The sequence below is a fragment of the Archangium sp. Cb G35 genome (assembly GCF_001896145.1).
In the GTDB taxonomy this organism is placed as follows: domain Bacteria; phylum Myxococcota; class Myxococcia; order Myxococcales; family Myxococcaceae; genus Archangium; species Archangium violaceum.
Window position 1 is genome coordinate 190,952 of record NZ_MPOI01000016.1, and the last position, 17,161, is coordinate 208,112.

Annotated in this window: 16 protein-coding genes; 6 read left to right on the forward strand and 10 right to left on the reverse strand. The window is 68.9% G+C overall.

Features of this window, described 5'->3' with window-relative positions:
• Positions 1-423: 423 nt before the first annotated feature.
• Together BO221_RS41405 and BO221_RS41410 are read left to right on the forward strand one after the other, a co-directional pair.
• Entirely contained in the window at positions 424-843 is a 420-nt protein-coding gene (locus BO221_RS41405; protein WP_073566435.1) for a biopolymer transporter ExbD, read from the forward strand.
• A 14-nt stretch (positions 844-857) separates the two neighbouring features.
• Positions 858-1,283 (forward strand): biopolymer transporter ExbD, encoded by a 426-nt coding sequence (locus tag BO221_RS41410; protein ID WP_073566436.1) that lies wholly within the window; start codon positions 858-860, stop codon positions 1,281-1,283.
• Positions 1,284-1,302: 19 nt separating this feature from the next.
• Here BO221_RS41410 and BO221_RS41415 read toward each other — a convergent pair whose 3' ends face one another.
• The 6 genes from BO221_RS41415 to BO221_RS41440 all read right to left on the reverse strand — a co-directional run bounded on the left by BO221_RS41415 (position 1,303) and on the right by BO221_RS41440 (position 10,202).
• Positions 1,303-1,689: a VOC family protein gene (locus tag BO221_RS41415; RefSeq protein WP_073566583.1), complete on the reverse strand. Its 387-nt coding sequence runs from the start codon at positions 1,687-1,689 to the stop codon at positions 1,303-1,305.
• 16 nt (positions 1,690-1,705) lie between these two features.
• Positions 1,706-2,710 carry a hypothetical protein gene (locus BO221_RS41420; RefSeq protein WP_073566437.1) on the reverse strand — a complete coding sequence of 335 codons (1,005 nt, stop codon included), beginning with the start codon at positions 2,708-2,710 and terminating at the stop codon, positions 1,706-1,708.
• Positions 2,711-2,719: 9 nt separating this feature from the next.
• Complete coding sequence (locus BO221_RS41425; RefSeq protein ID WP_073566438.1) at positions 2,720-4,819, reverse strand: M1 family metallopeptidase; 2,100 nt, start codon at positions 4,817-4,819, stop codon at positions 2,720-2,722.
• A 63-nt stretch (positions 4,820-4,882) separates the two neighbouring features.
• Positions 4,883-5,587 carry a metallophosphoesterase gene (locus BO221_RS41430; RefSeq protein ID WP_073566439.1) on the reverse strand — a complete coding sequence of 235 codons (705 nt, stop codon included), beginning with the start codon at positions 5,585-5,587 and terminating at the stop codon, positions 4,883-4,885.
• A 191-nt stretch (positions 5,588-5,778) separates the two neighbouring features.
• Positions 5,779-8,343, reverse strand: coding sequence for an ATP-binding protein (locus tag BO221_RS41435; RefSeq protein ID WP_073566440.1), 2,565 nt, complete (start codon positions 8,341-8,343; stop codon positions 5,779-5,781).
• A 170-nt stretch (positions 8,344-8,513) separates the two neighbouring features.
• Complete coding sequence (locus tag BO221_RS41440) at positions 8,514-10,202, reverse strand: PAS domain-containing sensor histidine kinase (RefSeq protein WP_073566441.1); 1,689 nt, start codon at positions 10,200-10,202, stop codon at positions 8,514-8,516.
• 356 nt (positions 10,203-10,558) lie between these two features.
• On the opposite strand from BO221_RS41440, the gene BO221_RS41445 reads away from it, so the two are divergent.
• The 4 genes from BO221_RS41445 (at position 10,559) to BO221_RS41460 (ending at position 14,133) form a co-directional block, all read left to right on the forward strand.
• A complete protein-coding gene (locus tag BO221_RS41445) occupies positions 10,559-11,221 on the forward strand; it encodes an RNA polymerase sigma factor (RefSeq protein WP_073566442.1) in 663 nt (220 codons plus the stop codon).
• 30 nt (positions 11,222-11,251) lie between these two features.
• On the forward strand, positions 11,252-12,427 hold the full coding sequence (locus tag BO221_RS41450; protein ID WP_073566443.1) for a hypothetical protein: 1,176 nt from the start codon (positions 11,252-11,254) through the stop codon (positions 12,425-12,427).
• 107 nt (positions 12,428-12,534) lie between these two features.
• Entirely contained in the window at positions 12,535-13,245 is a 711-nt protein-coding gene (locus BO221_RS41455; protein ID WP_233166490.1) for a hypothetical protein, read from the forward strand.
• An 87-nt stretch (positions 13,246-13,332) separates the two neighbouring features.
• Complete coding sequence (locus BO221_RS41460) at positions 13,333-14,133, forward strand: hypothetical protein (protein ID WP_073566444.1); 801 nt, start codon at positions 13,333-13,335, stop codon at positions 14,131-14,133.
• 23 nt (positions 14,134-14,156) lie between these two features.
• Here BO221_RS41460 and BO221_RS41465 read toward each other — a convergent pair whose 3' ends face one another.
• The 4 genes from BO221_RS41465 to BO221_RS41480 are packed head-to-tail and all read right to left on the reverse strand — an operon-like array spanning position 14,157 to position 17,151.
• Positions 14,157-14,816, reverse strand: a complete 660-nt coding sequence (locus BO221_RS41465) for an oxidoreductase (RefSeq protein ID WP_073566445.1) — start codon at positions 14,814-14,816, stop codon at positions 14,157-14,159.
• 51 nt (positions 14,817-14,867) lie between these two features.
• A complete protein-coding gene (locus BO221_RS41470; RefSeq protein ID WP_143195990.1) occupies positions 14,868-15,980 on the reverse strand; it encodes an AraC family transcriptional regulator in 1,113 nt (370 codons plus the stop codon).
• Between the two features lie 11 nt (positions 15,981-15,991).
• Positions 15,992-16,531 (reverse strand): zf-HC2 domain-containing protein, encoded by a 540-nt coding sequence (locus BO221_RS41475; RefSeq protein ID WP_073566446.1) that lies wholly within the window; start codon positions 16,529-16,531, stop codon positions 15,992-15,994.
• Positions 16,528-17,151: an RNA polymerase sigma factor gene (locus BO221_RS41480; protein ID WP_233166491.1), complete on the reverse strand. Its 624-nt coding sequence runs from the start codon at positions 17,149-17,151 to the stop codon at positions 16,528-16,530. The genes BO221_RS41475 and BO221_RS41480 overlap by 4 nt, the downstream gene beginning before the upstream one ends.
• Positions 17,152-17,161: the final 10 nt, after the last annotated feature.

Below are 17,161 nucleotides of genomic sequence, written 5' to 3' on the forward strand. Positions count from 1 at the left end.
GTCTTCCCCCTCTTTGGGATGGGTCGGGCCACGCCTTGTGGCCCGGGCCGCGTTTGCGACCGAGGAGGGAGAGAGCAGTTGGCGAGCCAACGGCGTATTCATCTCATTCTGAGGACTTACGCACGTCTCGAGTTCCGGACGTGTCCATGGCTTGGTCAGACCGTCCGAATTTTAGGATGGCCAAGTGTAGATATCTACACCTGAGATGTGTGTTTGGAGTATACACCAAGTATAGACATCTACACTTGGACCGGACCGACGTGTGCGAGCTGGAATGCACCGCCGCATTCTTCTTTCGGGCCACGGTGTGCCCCGCGCCATGACGCAACGATGACCGAATCATGGGAGGGCCTCGGCCAACGCCCTCCATCGCCTGCGTAGGGTGGATCCACTCTCCCCCCTCACACAGGAGTGCGAATCCCCATGGGAATGAACGTCGGCGGTGGCCGGGGCGGTATGAAGGCCGAGATCAACGTCACCCCGCTCGTGGACGTGGTGCTCGTGTTGCTCATCATCTTCATGGTCGTCACGCCCATGATGCAGCGGGGCAAGAACGTGACACTGCCCCAGGCCACTCACGTCACGGAGGAGAAGAAGGGGGATCCCCTCATCCTCTCGGTCACGCCCGACAAGAAGACCTTCGTCGAGACCGAGCATTATGCGGATGCGCCAGCGCTCCAGGCCCGGCTCGTGAAGGAGTTGCGCGAGCAGCCCTCCCGCCGGCTCCTCCTCAAGGCGGACCAGGCGCTCTCGTACGGAGACGTGCGCAAGGTCATGGAACTGGCGCAGGCCGCTGGCGCCAGGGGCGTGGCCATTGGCGTGGTGAAGCCGGAGAAGCCGTAGTCAGGAGGCTCGCGATGCGTACCCGGAACAGGAAGCTCGTGCTGCCCCAAGGCCAGGCGAACGCGGACATCAACGTCACCCCGCTCGTGGACGTGGTGCTCGTACTGCTCATCATCTTCATGGTCGTCACGCCCCTCATGAATCAGGAGCTCGACGTCAAACTCCCCATGAAGGAGGAGTCGTCTCACGTGGAGCCCGAGGCCAGTCAGGTGGTGGTGACCGTCTCTCCGGAGGGCCAGCTCACCCTCAACAACGAGCCCGTCAGCGAGGCGGACTTCATCCCGCGCCTGACGCGCATCCTGGCCGCCAGGCCCGTGGGAGAGCGGCTCCTGTTCTTCACCGCGGATGATCGTGCCCCCTATGGCAAGGTCGTTGCCGCCCTCGATGGGGCCCGGGCGGCGGGTGCGGAGGTGCTGGGTCTCATGACCGCGCCGCCCTGAGGTGCTTCCGCGGGGTGCCTCAGCCCTCGCTCTTCCACTCGTTGCCGCGGGACTCCAGGGGCCCGCGCTGGGGGCGGACGACACAGAAGCGCTGGCCCGTCGGCGCCTCCATCACCCACCAGCGCGTGATGAACTCCACCCGCTTCGCTCCGAGCGCCTCCAGCCGCTTCACCTCCGCCTCGATGTCATCGCTCTCGATGTCCAGGTGGATGCGGCCCGGATGCTCCACCTTCTGCACGAGGATCATCGGCTCCTCGGTGGCCGCCGTGAGCTCGCGGTATTTGGGATCCTCCGGTGTATGCGGCACGACGGGCCTTCCGAGCGCCTTGCTCCAGAATGTCGTGGCCGCTTCAATGTCCTCGCTCTTGCAGTCGATGACGAATGCGGCGAGCCGGCTGCGATGCATGAAGTCCTCCAGGGGTTCAGGAACGTCCCGCATCATTCCCGATGGCTTGCGCCTCCGCCCCCACCATCTGCGTGGCGGCGGAGGCGGGTGTTGGCTCGGCTGCGTTTGCCTCGGAGTCCGGGAGCTGGACGGGCAGCGGAGCCATGGCGCGGTAGACGTCCACGGTGAAGGCCGTGGTGGACAGCGAGAAGCCCAGCCGCGCGAGGACCACCAGTTGCGCCACCAGCAGCGCCAGCCAGGCCTTCCCCGTGCTGGTCACCTGCACCGCCGCGTGCAACCGGGAGAAGACAATCACCACCGCCAGGCCCAGCAGTCCCACTGCGATGTAGCCGAGGAGTGCTCCCGGCGAGCGCACCATCTGCTTCAGCGCACGCCAGGCCGCCAGCCGCGTCTTGCGCTGGTCATCCGCGTAGAGCTGGACGCGCGCCAGGTCGAAGCTCGACCGCCAGAGGGCGAACAGCACCACCATCAGGGCCAGGTGCGTCAGGCTCCAGAAGGTGAAGGGGTTCTCGAGTGCCCAGTGCTCGCCAGGGAGGGTGAACAGCGTGGGCTTCTTCGCGCGGGAGAAGAGCACGGTGATGAGCACCCCCAGCCCCACCACGGGCAGCAGTCCCAGCAGGGCCCATCCGAGCAGGCGCAGGTTGCGGCCGAGCTGGGCGGCGCAGTCGCGGGCGAAGCCGGCCAGCGAGAAGCGCCCGGGCGAGCACAGCCGCGAGACGATGCCGCCCGCGAGCACGAGCTGGAGCCCGAAAGACAGGACGATGCCCAGGATGACCGGGCCCGCGAGGAACGGGCCTCCGCCCTGCGCGAGCAGCTTGCTGAAGTCGAACACCGCCTCGGGCGAGGGGAAGGGCCGGCCCCGGCCAGCGAGCGAGTGCCCGAACCGGCTGATGGCGGGGAGGAGGACGGGCATGGACTGGATGAGGGCGATGCACAGGTTGGCCGCCAGCAGCACGCCGAGCAGCTTCAGCTCGGAGAAGGCCCGGAGCGGCGCCGTGAGAATCGAACGGAGGGAATTCATGGCTCTGGCTCAGAAGAGGAGGGACGCGACGGTGGAGAGCATCTGGCCCGCGTAGGTGGCCCAGCCGAACAGCGACATGGCCACCTGGCCGGACATCTGCTTCGTCCGGGAGTTGTTGGCCGGGTGGATGTCCAGGGCGTTGACGGCCTGGAGCTCCACCTGCTGGATGTCGGCGTCCTTGCCGGTGCGCTCGAAGAGGAGGTGCTTCCATCGCGCCTGTCCGTCCCAGCGCTCCACCTGGGACGATCCATCCGCGAACGTCACCTTCACGTCCACCGGGATGCGGACGTCCCCGAGCCGGTTCACCTGCACCTCGCAACGCTTCACCGTGTCGTCTTTCGCCGCGCCCCGGGGCTCGCGCTCCACCAGTTGGACGCCGCCCTTGCCGTCGTCGAAGAAGCCCTTCTTCCCGGCGCGCGCCTCGCACGACATCGAGCCCACCGCGTAGTCCAGCGTGCCCGTGCCCCGGAAGAACGTATCGAAGAACCAGCCCAGGTCCTGCCCGGACACCTCGTTGACCACGGCGAAGAAGTCCTCGCTGCGCGGGTGGCGGAACTTCCAGCGTTCCACGTAGGTGCGCATGATGCGCGCCATGGTCTCCTCGCCCACCAGTTGCTCCAACGCGTAGAGCGTCACCTGGGGGCGGCCGTAGCTGTTGCGGAAGTAGTCCCCCGTGGTCCGGTACTTCCACGAGGCCTGGACGATGGGCGAGTTCTCGCGCAGACCGCTCGTGCCGCGCATCCGGTCGCGCTCGTCCCAGTCCGTGGTGAACAGGGGACCCAGCCATCCCCGCAGCGGGCTGGGGAAGAAGTCGGCCGGGTTGGCCCTCACGCCCTCGGCGAGGCTCAGCTTGTAGGTCCCATAGCTGTTGATGCCCTCGTCGAGCCACGGCTCCTCGAACTCGTTCGAGGCCAGCATGCCCTGCCAGTAGTTGTGGCCGAACTCGTGCACCGTCGTCTGCCAGATGGCGAAGTCCTTGGGCTCGCCCGGCTCGGTGCGGCCCACCACGGTGATGAAGGTGGGGTACTCCATGCCGCCCGCCTCCATGCCATCCGTGGGCGGTGCCACCAGCGTGAGGTGCGGATACGGCCACGGCGTCCACCACCGTCCGAAGTGCTCCAGCGACGCCTTGGCGGCCGCGATGATCTGCGGTCCCGAGCGGTGGTGCTTCTCATCCACCAGCACGGTGAGCCCCACCTCGGGCAGGCCGGGCGCGCGGAACACGTCCTCGAACACCTCGAAGCGCTCGAAGGCGGTCCAGGCGAAGTCGTGCACGTCGTCCTGGTGGTAGCGCAGGGTCTGCGTGCCGTCCGGATTCTCGCGGCGCTCCACCAGCACGCCCGTGGCGCCTACCTTCATCGCCCGCGGCACCGTCAAGCGCACGTCGTAGGTGCCGAAGTCGGCGTAGAACTCGGAGGTGGCGTGGTACTGGTGGCAATTCCAGTGGGGGCTCGTGGCGCCGCCCTCGGGGGGCACCTCCAGCACGCCCAGCTTCGGGAACCACTGGGCCACCAGGTAGAAGCCGCTGTCCGTGCGGCCGGCACGGGCGACCACCTTGGGCACGCGCGCTTCCCATTGGAGCTCCAGCGTCACGTGGCCACCGGGTGGCACCGGTTCGGGCAGCGTCACGGTGAAGACCGTCTGGTCCTCCGTGTTGTCATCGTCCGGGTGCTCGAAGCGCAGCGTGGGCAGCAGGTCCGCGCCGCCCTTCACCCGGAGCGCCTTCACGTTCGAGTAGCCCCACTCGTCCGGTTTGTTATCGGGGAAGGTGGGCGAGCTCGCGTCCGCGTCCCGGAAGCCGCCCATCTCCTTGGCCTCCCGGTAGAACGTGGAGCGGTCATTCTTGAAGGCGTTCCAATACAGATGGAACCAGAGCGTGGACTGCGGCTCGTTGCTCCGGTTGCGCCAGGTGATCGTCTCCTGGCCGGTGAGCGCGTGGGTGGTTGGATCCAACCGGGCGTCGATCTCGTAATCGGTGACGCGCTCGGCGAGGGGCGCGCCCAGGGTGCGGCCCTGCTTGTCGAAGACGGGAGCGGCGGGGGCCGGTGGCTCCGCGGCGAGCGCCGGGAGCTGGCCGAGCAGCAGCAGGAGGGAGAGGAGGCGTGTCATCGGGGCGGCAGCTTCGCATGCGGGCGGGGAGATGTGCCCGCCTCGCATGCGCTCCGCCGTGGCTCACGAGAACACGTTCACGTCGCCGTGGACGGGAAGCAGGGCCACGTCCTTGCCGCCCCGGTACGTCTGCCGCGCGGGCACCGAGACGAGCTCCCACGTGGGGAGCACCACCGCGGTGAGTGAACGGCCGTAGACACATCCGGTGTCGATGCCCACCGCGTACTCCGTGACGAGCGGCCGGTCGAACACGGTGTGTCCGAAGATGACGCGCTCGGGGCCCTTCCAGTGGTGCGTCCAGAAGCGGTAGTCCGCTGGCGCCTTCGAGGGCCAGTAGCTCTTGCGCTCCGGGGGCCGAACGCACTGGGCGTGCAACAGGTGGTAGGGGTCCTGCTGCGAGATGGGCTTGCCGGGCAGCACTCCCGCGTGGACCACGGCGGCGTTGTGCTCGGGCAGGAGGATGGAGTGGGGCAGGGTGGCGAAGTAGTCGAGGTGCTCGGGGCCGAGGGCCTGCCGGGTCTCCAGGTGATCCGGGATGAGGTCGGCGTCCTTGCGGCGGCGCTGTTGCAGGTGCTTCTCCTCGTGGTTGCCGAGGATGGACTCGTGCCGCATGGCCAGCTCGACGCACTCGCGGCGCTTGGGGCCTCGGTCGACCAGGTCACCCGTGAAGATGATCCGATCGCTCGAGGTGGCCCCCACCTTGTCGAGCAATTCCAGGGCCTCGTCGTAGCACCCGTGGAGGTCTCCGATGACGATGGTGCGGGACATGATGCTGCTTCCTTCTAAAGGGTGGGCACCCGAGTGGAGAAGCCGGTTTGTCTGAATCCCAAATTCAGTGCCGACCGCCGGCGTCACCCCCATGAGAGTGGAGGTGGGTGGAGTCGAACCACCAGGCTTGTAGGGCCTCTTCGGCCGGATGCCCGAATCTTCGTATCGCCTCCAGGGACGGAATGTCCGCGTCATTCCTGACGGCACGGCAGCTCGACGGTGAAGGTGGAGCCCTGGCCGGGGCGGCTGTCCACGCGGATGGTGCCGCCCATGGCCTCCACGATGCTGCGGGTGATGTAGAGCCCCAGCCCCAGGCCTCCATAGTGGCGCTCCGAGACGGCCCGCTCGAACTTGCCGAAGATGCGCTCCTGGGCTTCCGGTGAGATGCCAATGCCCTCGTCACGCACCACCAGCCGGGCCCGGGTGCCCTCGGTCTCCGCGCGGACGTGGATGGGGCGGCCAGCGCCGTAGCGGATGGCGTTGGAGAGCAGGTTGGTGACGACCTGCTCCAGCCGCAGCCGGTCCCACCGGCCGGGCACGTGCGGTTCTCCCTCCACCCTCAGCTTCGAGCCCATCCGGGCCGCCTCGGGCGCGAACCAGGCCGCCACCTCGCCCAGCACCTCACCCAGGTCCGTGTCGGTCACGTCCAGCGCCAGTTTCCCCTGGGCGATGCGGCTGACGTCGAACAGGGCGTTGAGCAACGTGGAGAGCTTCCACAACTGGCGCCTGGCCATGGCCACGTGCCGTTGGAGCGCCTCGGTGTGGCTCTCTCCCGTGCAGCACCGGGGAATCTCGCGGGACAGGGCGGTGAGCTTGAGGTTCAGGGGTGTGAGCGGCGTCTTCAGCTCATGGGAGGCCACCGAGAGGAACTCGTCGCGCAGCCGCACCGCGCGTTGGGCCTCGCGGTACAGGCGGGCGTTGTCCACCGCGAGCGCGGCCCGTCGCGCCAGGTCCTCGGCCAGCCGTTGCTCCTCCGGGCCGTAGGCGCGGCTCGCGCGGGGCAGGCCCCCCCGGCAGTAGAAGAAGGCCAGGGCCCCGAAGGTGCGGTCGCGGGCGTGCAGGGGGACGATCAGCGAGGAGGTGACGCCCGTGCCGCGCAGCAGCTCCAGGTGCCGGGCGTCGCTCGCGTGGCGTACGAGCTGCTCATCGGTGACCTCGGTCCGCAGCTCCGTGCGCCCCGTGCGGATGACGGCCCCGGGCCCGGAGACATCCTCGATGCGCGAGGGATGGTGGCGGGCCAGCTCCTGGGCGATCTCCTTGCGGACCGGATCCACATGGGCCACCGCCAGCCGGCGCAGGCCGCCATCCGGCTCGGCCATGTCCAGCGCGCAGCCATCTCCGAGGGCGGGCACGGCCCGCTGGACCACGTGGGACAGCGTGGCCTCGTAGTCCAGCGAGCCGGCCAGCGTCTCGCTCACCGAGGCGAGGAAGGTCTGGTGGGTCTCGGCGCGCTTGAGCGCGGTGATGTCCATGAAGCTGGCCACCGCCGCATGCAGCTCTCCCCTCGCATCCCAGATGGGCCCGGCACTGATGAGGAAGACCCGCACGGAGCCATCGGGCCGGTCGTAGAGCAGCTCTTCCTGGGGCGTGGGCTTCCCGGTGGCCAGCACCCGGGCCAGGGGATACTCCTCCGCCGCGAAGCGCCGCCCATCCGGATGGATGGCGTGGTACTGGGCGTATTCCTTCACGCACGTGCACGGGAGCATGGGGTGGCCCATGAGCAACTCGGCCTGGGCGTTGAAGTTCAAGGTCCGCCCGGAGGGGGCCTCGACGATGTGCACCGCGACGGGGAGCTGCTGGAGGATGGCCTGCAGGCGCTGGTGCTGGAACTCCAGTTGCTCGTGGAGCCGCTCCCGTTCCCGCTGCGCCTGGCGGACGGGGGTGATGTCGAAGATGAAGCCCTCCAGTGCCCGCACCTCCTCGTCCGGCCCGAGGATGGCCGCCCCCCGCTCCCAGACCCAGCGCTCCTCCCCCGTCCGCGTGCGGATGCGATAGGTCAGCGTGAAGGGCGAGCGGGTGGTGAGCGCCTCCGTCATCTCCTTCCGGATGCGGGCGCTGTCCTCGGGGTGGATCAGCTCCCCCCAGGCCAGGCGCCGCTCCATGAAGTCCTCGGGGGTGTAGCCGCTGAGGGACCGGGCGGCCTGGCTGGCATAGGTCAGGGCCCAGGGCTCCTCGGGCAGGCCGCGGTAGACCATCCCCGGCACGTTTCCCAGCAACGTGCTCAGCATGCGCTCGCTCTCGCGCGCGGCCGTTTCGGCCTGTTCGGCCCGCTCCAGCGCCCTCCGCATCAGGGCCTGCCGCTGGTGCTGCTCGAGGTAGATCTCCACCTTGAGGCGGAAGATGTCCGGGGAGAGGGGCTCCAGGATGCAGTCCACCGTCCCAAGGGAGTAGCCGCGCAGCAGGTCCGCCTCGCCACAGGAGCTCGCTCCGAGGAAGAGCACGGGGATGTAGCGGGCGTGCGGATGCGCGAGCAGGCGGCGGGCCGTCTCGATGCCCACGGTCCAGCTCCGCCGGGCGTCGACGATGATGCAGGCAAGTGACTCGTCGAGCAGCGCCCCCAGTTCCTCGCTCCAGGGGACCGCCTTGTGCAGGGGAGGCTCCAGGGGCGACAGGAGCTCCTCCAGGCCCGCCAGGTCCTCCATCTGCTCGCCCACGAGCAGGAGCGCGCTGGCCGTCTCCTCCGGGACTTCTCCGGTTCCGCCCGGCTTGCGCGCGAGCGCGGGTGGGTGTGGCGACTCCTGATGCGTTCCCCACATCCCCCTGTCCTCCTTGCTGCCCCCAGGTACGGCACCAGAGGTCGTATTGGCTCAACCCCGCGCCCCCTTCGAGCCGTCCGCAACGACCCCAGGCTGGTGTGAGCCCAGCCCGGGAAGCAGGCGCTTCCGGCGGGTCTCCTGGCTGACGGGAGGCTCCTCCTTCCGTACCGCTAGCGCCGTGGCTCGGGGATGGGGAAGCACGGCAGCTCGACGGTGAAGGTGGAGCCCTGGCCGGGGCGGCTGTCCACGCGGATGGTGCCGCCCATGGTCTCCACGATGCTGCGAGTGATGTAGAGCCCCAGGCCCAGGCCCCCGGAGTGGCGCTCCGAGACGGCCCGTTCGAACTTGCCGAAGATGCGCTCCTGGGCCTCCGGCGGGATGCCAATGCCCTCGTCGCGCACCACCAGGCGTGCGCGCCCTCCCACCACCTCCACGCGGGCGTGGATGGGCCGGCCGGCGCCGTAGCGGATGGCGTTGGAGAGCAGGTTGGTGACGACCTGCTCCAGACGCAGCCGGTCCCACCAGCCGGACACATGCGCCTCTCCCTCCACCCTCAGTTCCGAGCCCACCCGGACCGCCTCGGGCGCGAACCAGGCCGCCACTTCGCCCAGCACCTCGCCCAGGTCCGTGTTCTCCGGCTCCAGCTTCAGCTTCCCCCGGGCGAGGCGGCTGATGTCGAGCAGCGAGTTGATGAGCGTGGACATCTTGTGCACCTGCCGCTGGGCCACCGTCACATGGCGCTGGAGCGACTCGGAGCGGGTATCCCCGGCACAGCACCGCGGCAGCTCCCGGGACAGGGCGGAGAGCTTGAGGTGCAGGGGGGTGAGCGGAGTCTTCAGCTCGTGCGAGGCCACCGAGAGGAACTCGTCGCGCAGTTGCACCGCGAGCTGGGCCTCGCGGTACAGGCGGGCGTTGTCCACCGCGAGCGCGGCCCGGCGCGCCAGGTCCTCGGCCAGCAACCGATCCTCCCGGTCGTAGCCGCGGCCGGCGCGGCAGTGGAAGAAGGTGAGCGTTCCGAGGGTGCGGCCCCGGGCGTGCAGGGGCACCGTCAGCACGGAGGTGACACCGGTCTTGCGCAGCAGCTCCAGGTGCCGGACGTCCTTCGCGTACTGGATGAGCCATTCGTCCGAGACGTTCTCCAACAGCTCGGTCCTCCCGGTGCGGACGACGGCCCCAGCCCCGCCCGCGTCCTCGCGCCATTGGGGGTAGTGCCGGGACAGCTCCCACGCCAGCTCCGCCCGGGCTGGATCCACGTGGGCCACCGCCAGCCGGCGCAGGCTGCCGTCCGGCTCGAGCATGTCCAGCAGGCACCCCTCCCCGAGCATCGGCACCGCCTGCTGCACCACGTGCGCCAGCGTGTCCTCGTAGTCGAGCGAGCTGGCCAGGGTCTCGCTCACCGAGGACAGGAAGGCCTGGCGGTGCTCCGCCCGCTTGAAGGGGGTGATGTCGGTGATGAATCCCTCCAGGATGACCACCCCGTCCGGGTTCTCGCCGATGCCCACCCCGCGCTCCCACACCCAGCGCTCCTCTCCCGTCCGGGTGTGGATCCGATAGGCGAGGGTGAAGGCCGTCCGCGAGGCGAGCGCCGCCTGGATTCCCTCCCAGAGCGGCTGGACGTCCTCGGGGTGGATCAGCTCCCTCCAGAGCACATGGCGTTGGGTGAACTCCTCGGGGCCGTACCCGGTGAGCTCCAGGGCGCCCGGGCTGGCGTACATCAGGGGGTAGAGGGGATCATTGATGCACCGGTAGGCCATGCCCCGGAGATTCCCCAGCAGGGTGCGCAGCATGCGCTCGCTATCGCTCTCGCGGGGCGGCTCGGGAGCGGGTGGAGGTCCGGCTTCCGGCTGGGGTCCCCACATGCCTGTCCTCCTGCCCCCTGCCGGGTATTCAGGGGGTGACACTTGGGCAACCCCTCGGGCTTCCCGGGTCGTTCCGGGCCACCGGGCACCCGGGGCGAAGCCCGCCCGGCCGGAGCCCGGAACCCGGAAAACCCGCCGGAAAATGGGCGGAAAATCCCCGCCGTCAGGTTCCCGGCGCCGGTTCCGTCGCTGTCCTCCAGTACCCCTCGTGTGCCCTCTGTCGGACATCCGAGGGTCGTGTCATCGGGAGACTTCCTTCGGATGCCGTCGTGCTACCTTGACCCGCCGTTTCAGCGAACCCCACCCTGCCCAGGCGGGGAGCTCGTGCCTCCCGGCGGCGTTCCGAGGACCTTCTGGTGTTCGACGATCTCACGGATGACGAACTGTTCGCAGAGGTGCTCCAGCGCCGCGCCGGAGGTGCGGCCGTGGGAGCCCCGCTTGGCGCGTTGTGTGAGCGCTGGGCCCGTCCGGCCCGCTATGTCATCTCCAAGATTCAGGCCAGTTATGGCCGTGGCTCTCCGGCGGACGCGGACGAGCTCTATCAGGACGCGGTCGGCAAGTTCCTCGACCGGGGACTGGACCAGTTCCGGGGCGTCTCCGAGCAGATGCCCGGGCGGAGCGCGTCTCCCAAGACGTTCTTCCTGCGCATCGTCAAGCACGTGGCCATCGACTTCTACCGGCGCCAGCGCGAGGACCTCGCGCCCGGGGTGTCGGATCCCGATGAGGCCATGGAGGAGCCTGCCTCCGAGGTGGCTCGCGCGGTGGACCTGTCCCGGCGGCGCGAGGAGCGCTCCGAGGCTCAGGAGTTCTACTGGCGCGCCTTCGAGCGTTTGCAGCAGGAGCACCCCAAGGAAGCGGGTGCATGGGAGCTGTACCACCACCAGGACGTCGAGGATCACGAGGAATGTGCCCGGCGCCTGAACATCAGCGTGGTCAACTCGTACAAGCGCGTGAGCCGCGCACAGGCCTACCTACGGCTCTATCTGCTCGACCTCCAGCAGGAGGGCGGGCACGAGTGAGCCCCCACGTACCCGGAGGAGGGTACTCACATGGTCGTTGACGCACTCTCTCGGTATCAGGCCCGGCGTGAGCAGCTCGTCCGGGGTGGCAAGTCCAACGGTGGTTCGCTCGAGGCGATTGGAGACGTTCTCCGGCGCGCCGAGCGGTTGGGCAGAGAGGGCGTCGACCAGGCCCTGCGGGGGTTGAGCCGGGCGGACATCGACGGCTGGCTCCGGTCGCAGAAGCCCGAGGCACTTCAACCCGCGCTGCTGAAGGCCGCGGAGGAAGCCGCCGAGGCCGCGCTGGGAGAGGAGGGGGAAGAAGCCGAGGTGTGGCGCACCTCCTCGATGGACGGACTTTCCGCGCGCGACCGGGCCGAGTCCGCCGCACGGGCCATTGGCGAGTGGGAATCCATTCATGGGGCGCTCGATGGCGAGGCGGCGGCAAGGTGGAAGGCATTTCGCGACGGTCTGGGACGTCTGGATACGGTGCTGCGCCCCAAGGCCCGCTGGTTCATCCCACTCAACCCACAACGCAGGGCCGAGCGGGACATATTGGATACGGCCGAGCGGACCCGGGCCTGGTGGTTCACGGAGCGCGCCGATTGTGACGACTTCCTGGCCGCGCTGAGTGCCCGGCCCGAGCGGCCGAGTCCCCATCTGCAGAGCTGTGGCGATTGCCGCGCGGACCTGTCGAATACCGAGGCGGTCGAAGTTCCCCCCAAGCGGCACCTGAGCGCGGATGACCTGTGGCGCTTCGACATGGGGATGATGTCGGCGGTGGAGTTGAAGTGGGTGGATGGGCACACGGAGAAATGCATCGAGTGTGCACAGGCCATCTGGGCGTTGGAGGAGGGGGATGAGGCCATCGAGCAGGCGCTGGACGAGAAGTCGGCCCCCGCGGCCCGCGGCTCGAGGAGCATGGAGAATCCCGCGCGCAGGCCTGGAGCGGCGCGCCATCCCGAGCAGCGTGAAGTGCTGGAGGAGCGGCGGGAGTTCCGCGTGGTGCTCGTGAGGGAGCGTCAGCGGGCCCGGCTCCTGGTTCAACCCCTCGCGGGGCGTGCCGTGACGGCGGCCGTGTTCCTGGCTCCCGGCAAGCCCTCGCTCAAGCCGCAACAAGGCCCCGAAGGTCTCCAGTTCGAGCTCGGCACCGGGGGCGGTCGCACCGCCCACCTGATGGTGCGGGTGGGCAACAGCGAGATCTTCGAGCGCGATTTCTCGTTCTAGCCAGACGCCACAGGCGCGGAAGGTGCCGCCTACTCGTTTATGTCAACGAGTGCGTCCTGGAGAGCATGTCGGACATGAAAAACAGTGGAACCAGGACGAGGAGCGCCTTGGGGCTGGCGGGTTTTCTCCTGGTGCTCATGGCGGCCCTCGGCGCCCAGGCGGAGCCGCCCTCCTCCACGCTCCCTGGTCGTAAGCCTGACTCCAGGGAGCCTTGGGGCGCTTTCCTTGGCAAGGCCGCACATGAGGCCATTGGCATGGAGTACCGCGTGCAGCACCCCACCAACGCCGTCTTCCTCGACACCGTCAATCTCTTCACCATCGTGGGGAAGGGGAAGTTGGGCAATCCCAAGCGTCTTTCGGAGTTCGTGAGGCTCTTGCGCCCGGACATCACTGATACCGACGCCCTCGTGCTTTTCGAGATCAAGCCGGACAATGAAGAGGGGCGCAAGGAGGGGCGAGAACAGGCGGGGCGCTACCTGGCGGCTCTGAATGAGGCTGTCGAGCCTGACAAGAAGCTCGCGGGAGGCACCGGCTTCGAGGGGTCGCTCTTCCTCGAATTCGAGAATGGGGGAGCACTCTGGCAGTTGTCCTGGCGCACGCCAGAGCCTGGAGTGACCCTGTACCGCTGGAACTACCGGCGCAAGAAGCCCAATGCGTCCTGGAAGGAGCGGGCGGCCCAGAAGGCAGAGGAGTTGCCCAGGGAAGAAATAGAACAGCGTGGTGAGTTGGCCGAGAGGGCGATCCGGGGCGCCTATGAAGGGGGCGAACGTCCCAAGGGCTTCCAGGGCCAGGTCTACCTGCCTGTGGACTGCCGCTGAGCGGGCGGGACGCATCCGCTGCCCTCGGAGCGAGTGAAGTGCCTGGCGCTTGAGGCGCGTCTGACCGCTGTGGTAGGGCGAAAAGCCGTGACCACGGAACTGTCCCCGGTGCTCGAGTTTCCAGCGTGGCTTTACGGCACCACTGCCGCCATCCTTCGCAAGGTGAGAGCCGAGGGGCACTGGTGGGCCCGGGAGTACCTCAAGACCGGTGCCTTTCCCCAGCCCCGGCAGATGCGCCAGGTGCCGCCCGGCGAGGTCCTGGTGATGCACTCGGGGGCCGAATTCGACTTGGGCCGCATACGCTGGTGGGTGCACCTGTTCGCCGAGGTCTTCATGGGTTTGGATGAAGGCGTCCCGGAGGAGGAGCACCAGCGCATGAGTGAGTCCTTCGAGTCCTTCTGCCTGGGCACCCCTTGGGGCGCCCTCCATTATGCTGTGTCTCCGTCCCCACCGCGGAGCGCGGAGCGCGTGGCGAACCGGCTCGCCTCGGTGCTCCGATTCTGGGACGTGCTCCAGGGCCCTCGCTATGCGTTCTGGCCTGGGAAGAAGTACACGCTGGAAGAGCTCATGGAGGATATCTACCGCAAGACCCTGGAGGCATGGTGCCCCGGAGGCCCTGCCTCGGTCCGCGAGCACCTGGCCCTGACGGTGGAGCGCATGGCTCGCGCTACCCGAGAGGACTGCCTGGAGGCCGTGCTACGGGTGATGCCTGTCGTGGTGGATGCGAACACCGATTTCAAACACCGCGAGGTGCTCGGTGATCCGGACTTCCTGCGCGAGCGCCTCTCAGCGCTTCCCCTGGAGAAGTTCGAATTCATCTCCAGCGCCGACAGATACGCGGTGAACGGGCAGTTGTACGACTGGGACAGGGAGTTGGGGCGGCATTAGCATCATCCGCGTTCCAGGTACGCCTACCGGCCGAGCTGCTGCAGCTCTCCCGATGGCGCCACCTTCACACCCTGGGGCGCCGAGTGCGCAAGGGTGACCATGGCCCGTGCGACGGTGCGGGCCTCGATGGGGCGGCTCGCAAACGGGCGCAGCAGGGGTGCGAGCACCCGTGAGGCGACGATGGCCACGTGCTCTCCCGGACGGCTCTCGGCGCGATCCCCGAGCAGCAGCGACGGTTGGAGGATGACGAGCGACTCGAAGCCCATGCCCTTGAGGGCCTCCTCCGTCTCGCCCTTCACGCGGTTGTAGAAGACGCGCGAGCGCGCATCCGCGCCGAGCGCCGTCACCACGAGGAACCGTTGAACGCCCGCCTTCTTCGCGGCGCTCGCGAAGGCCAGCACGGCGTCATGATCCACGGCGCGGAAGGCCTCCTGGCTGCCGGCCTTCTTGATGGTGGTGCCCAGGCAGCAGAAGGCATCTTGCGCGGGCGGCAGGGTCTCACTCCCGAGCCGGGCGAAGTCCACGGTGTGCTGGGCGAGCTTCGGGTGCTGTTTGGGCAGCGGGCGGCGGCCCAGGGAGTGCACTTCCCGGTACCGCGGGTCCTCGAGCAGCGCGTCGAGCAGGAATCCTCCAACGAGCCCGCTCGCGCCAGTCACGAGCGCGGTGCGTGTTTGCGTTTCCATATGCGCGGATGCTCAGCACAACCCACGCGTGGGCGCCAGGGGCACGCGGGTCTATTGCTGGATGGCGCGCGGTGGCTGGGAGATCCGATCCACGGGAGCCTGGGGCGGAGTGACGCCGCCCCGCTGGGCGGAGACCGAGCGGAAGTCATTCGTGAGGAAGGCGACCACCAGGGGCAGCGGCGGCGGATTCTTGCTGAGCGCCAGTCCGCACACGTCGAGGTAGTCGGCCACGTAGAGGCCTCCGGCGTCCCGGTAGCGGATGCAGCGCCCGTCATCCCGGCGCTCGTCCTCACGCACCAGCTCGCGCGAGTGGATGCCCTTCTTCATGACGAGCTTCTCCGCGCCCAGCTCGATGAACACCTGCTCGGCGCCCCACTGGCCCTGGATGACGGTGGAGGAGCCGCCCGTCTTGATGGTGACGTTCAGCGCCAGGTTGCTCAGGTTGCCCTTCACCCGGTTGCCTTCCACCAGGGAGAGCACGTTGGACTGGTTGTCCTTCCAGGTTCCATCCGGCTGCGGCAGGGCACGGAACACGGCGGAGTCCACCTTCTCCGCGTCGAACAGGATGTCGCCGATGCGGCCGGAGGGCAGGCGGCGGGGCCTCTCGGCGATCAGGTTGGTGACCGGCACCGAGGTGTCCACCGGCTCGAAGCGCACGGCGCCCATCCACGCCTTGCCCGTGCCACTGAGCATCAGCCCGGCCATGATGGCCTTGGCTTCCTGGGGCACGTCCAGCACCACCTCGTAGCGCTTGCACGGCGTGGTACCCACCAGCGCGCGCGACTGCATGTTGTCGAAGGCGAGCGGCTCCTTCGGATTTTCCCCCTCCACCCGCATCCACAGGCCGGACCAGCCCTGCACGTCCTCGGTGCGCATCACCGCGGAGAAGCGCAGCCGCTTGCCGCGGAAGGTCTGCGCCCCGAAGGCCTGCATGAAGGTGCCGTAGCCCGAGGGCACCGCCTGGAGCGAGCGCAGGTACGCGCTGCGGTTGCCCTCGCACGGGCCCTCCGAGTCCAGGCCCGCTTCATAGAGCTTGGGCGTGCTCTCGGTGACGAACCACCCCGGGGGCAGGGCCTTTTTGTCGTCGGCGGCCGAGGCGGGCCCCGCGAGGGCCAGCACCGCTACCCACAGGAGTGTCTGGAGCTGCTTCATCCGGTCGGTCATGGCGGTGCCTTTCACAGCGGATAGGGCCCGGTGGCGCTCAACGCGTCCGTTGGAATTCCCGAGTGGCCCTCGTAGCGGGGCACCTCTCCCACACCCTGGGGGTACTGCACCAACAGCCCACGCGCCAGCGCCTCCGAGGCGCACGTCTCCTGGCTCGTCAGGTCCGGGCAGGCGACCAGCCGCTCGGGCACCTCCGGCAGCTCCAGCGGCAGCGCCATCATGGGGAAGTCCTCGTCCTGGGTGCCCGGCTGCGCGGTCTGCTCGGGGCGGAGGACGAGGAGCGTCACCGCCGCCGCGGCCGCCATCACCACCCCCACGGCGGCGGACACCCGGGGCCGGCTCCATCGGGCCGGGCGGATGACCCGAGCCTCCTCGACGGACGCCTGGGCCACCTCGCGCAGCTGCTCCTCCAGCAGGGCCTCGCGTTGCAGCACCAGGGCGCAGGGCGGGCATGCCAGGGTGTGGGCCTCGAGGGCCGCCGCGGCGTCCGGCTCCAACGCGCCCAGCACGTACTGCTCGGCGTCGGCCGGTTGGATGTGCGGCTGGTTCATGGTGCTTCCTCCTCGAGGGCGCCCCGCAGCTTCTTGCGGACCTCGCACAGGATTTGACGGACGCGCTGCACGGATAAACCGACGCGCGCGGCCACCTCGGCGTGCGGCAGCTCCTGGCCGTCGCACGCCAGTTGAAAGACGCGCTGAGCGCTCGACGAGCACTCGCGCAGGGCCACCTGGGCCCGGGCCAGCTGTTCCTCGGACAGCAGGCGCCGCTCGGCCGAGACGGACGGGTCCACCGGTTGGTGGGCCTCGGGCAGCTCCTCCACGGGGCCGGCCAGGGACTCGCGGCGGGCCCGGCGCGCCTCGTCGGCGGCGAGGAAGGCCGCCTGGGTGAGGGCGAGGTTGGGCAGGCGCAGCTCGGTGAGCTGCCCCTTCTGTTGCTGCTGGATGAGGCGCGCCCACGTCTCCTGGGCGAGCTCATGGGCCCGGTCCACCCGGACCCCCCGGGCGAGCAGCGAGACCACCACGCGGTGCTGGTAGCGGGAGATGAGGGTGTTCCAGGCGGCACGATCCCCTTCCAGGGCGCGCCGTGCGAGGCCAGCCTCGTCCTCCGGCGCGCTGCCCCCCGGCCGCGCGCCCTCTTCCGGCTGTCGCACCACGCTCCGAACTGGTTGCACCAAGGCCACA

Coding starts and splice junctions, on each gene's coding strand:
- BO221_RS41470 (WP_143195990.1), bottom strand. CDS start 15,980: ATGACCGACCGGATGAAGCAGCTCCAGACACTCCTGTGGGTAGCGGTG.
- BO221_RS41440 (WP_073566441.1), bottom strand. CDS start 10,202: ATGTGGGGACCCCAGCCGGAAGCCGGACCTCCACCCGCTCCCGAGCCG.
- BO221_RS41415 (WP_073566583.1), bottom strand. CDS start 1,689: ATGCATCGCAGCCGGCTCGCCGCATTCGTCATCGACTGCAAGAGCGAG.
- BO221_RS41420 (WP_073566437.1), bottom strand. CDS start 2,710: ATGAATTCCCTCCGTTCGATTCTCACGGCGCCGCTCCGGGCCTTCTCC.
- BO221_RS41450 (WP_073566443.1), top strand. CDS start 11,252: ATGGTCGTTGACGCACTCTCTCGGTATCAGGCCCGGCGTGAGCAGCTC.
- BO221_RS41465 (WP_073566445.1), bottom strand. CDS start 14,816: ATGGAAACGCAAACACGCACCGCGCTCGTGACTGGCGCGAGCGGGCTC.
- BO221_RS41405 (WP_073566435.1), top strand. CDS start 424: ATGGGAATGAACGTCGGCGGTGGCCGGGGCGGTATGAAGGCCGAGATC.
- BO221_RS41475 (WP_073566446.1), bottom strand. CDS start 16,531: ATGAACCAGCCGCACATCCAACCGGCCGACGCCGAGCAGTACGTGCTG.
- BO221_RS41435 (WP_073566440.1), bottom strand. CDS start 8,343: ATGTGGGGAACGCATCAGGAGTCGCCACACCCACCCGCGCTCGCGCGC.
- BO221_RS41430 (WP_073566439.1), bottom strand. CDS start 5,587: ATGTCCCGCACCATCGTCATCGGAGACCTCCACGGGTGCTACGACGAG.
- BO221_RS41410 (WP_073566436.1), top strand. CDS start 858: ATGCGTACCCGGAACAGGAAGCTCGTGCTGCCCCAAGGCCAGGCGAAC.
- BO221_RS41425 (WP_073566438.1), bottom strand. CDS start 4,819: ATGACACGCCTCCTCTCCCTCCTGCTGCTGCTCGGCCAGCTCCCGGCG.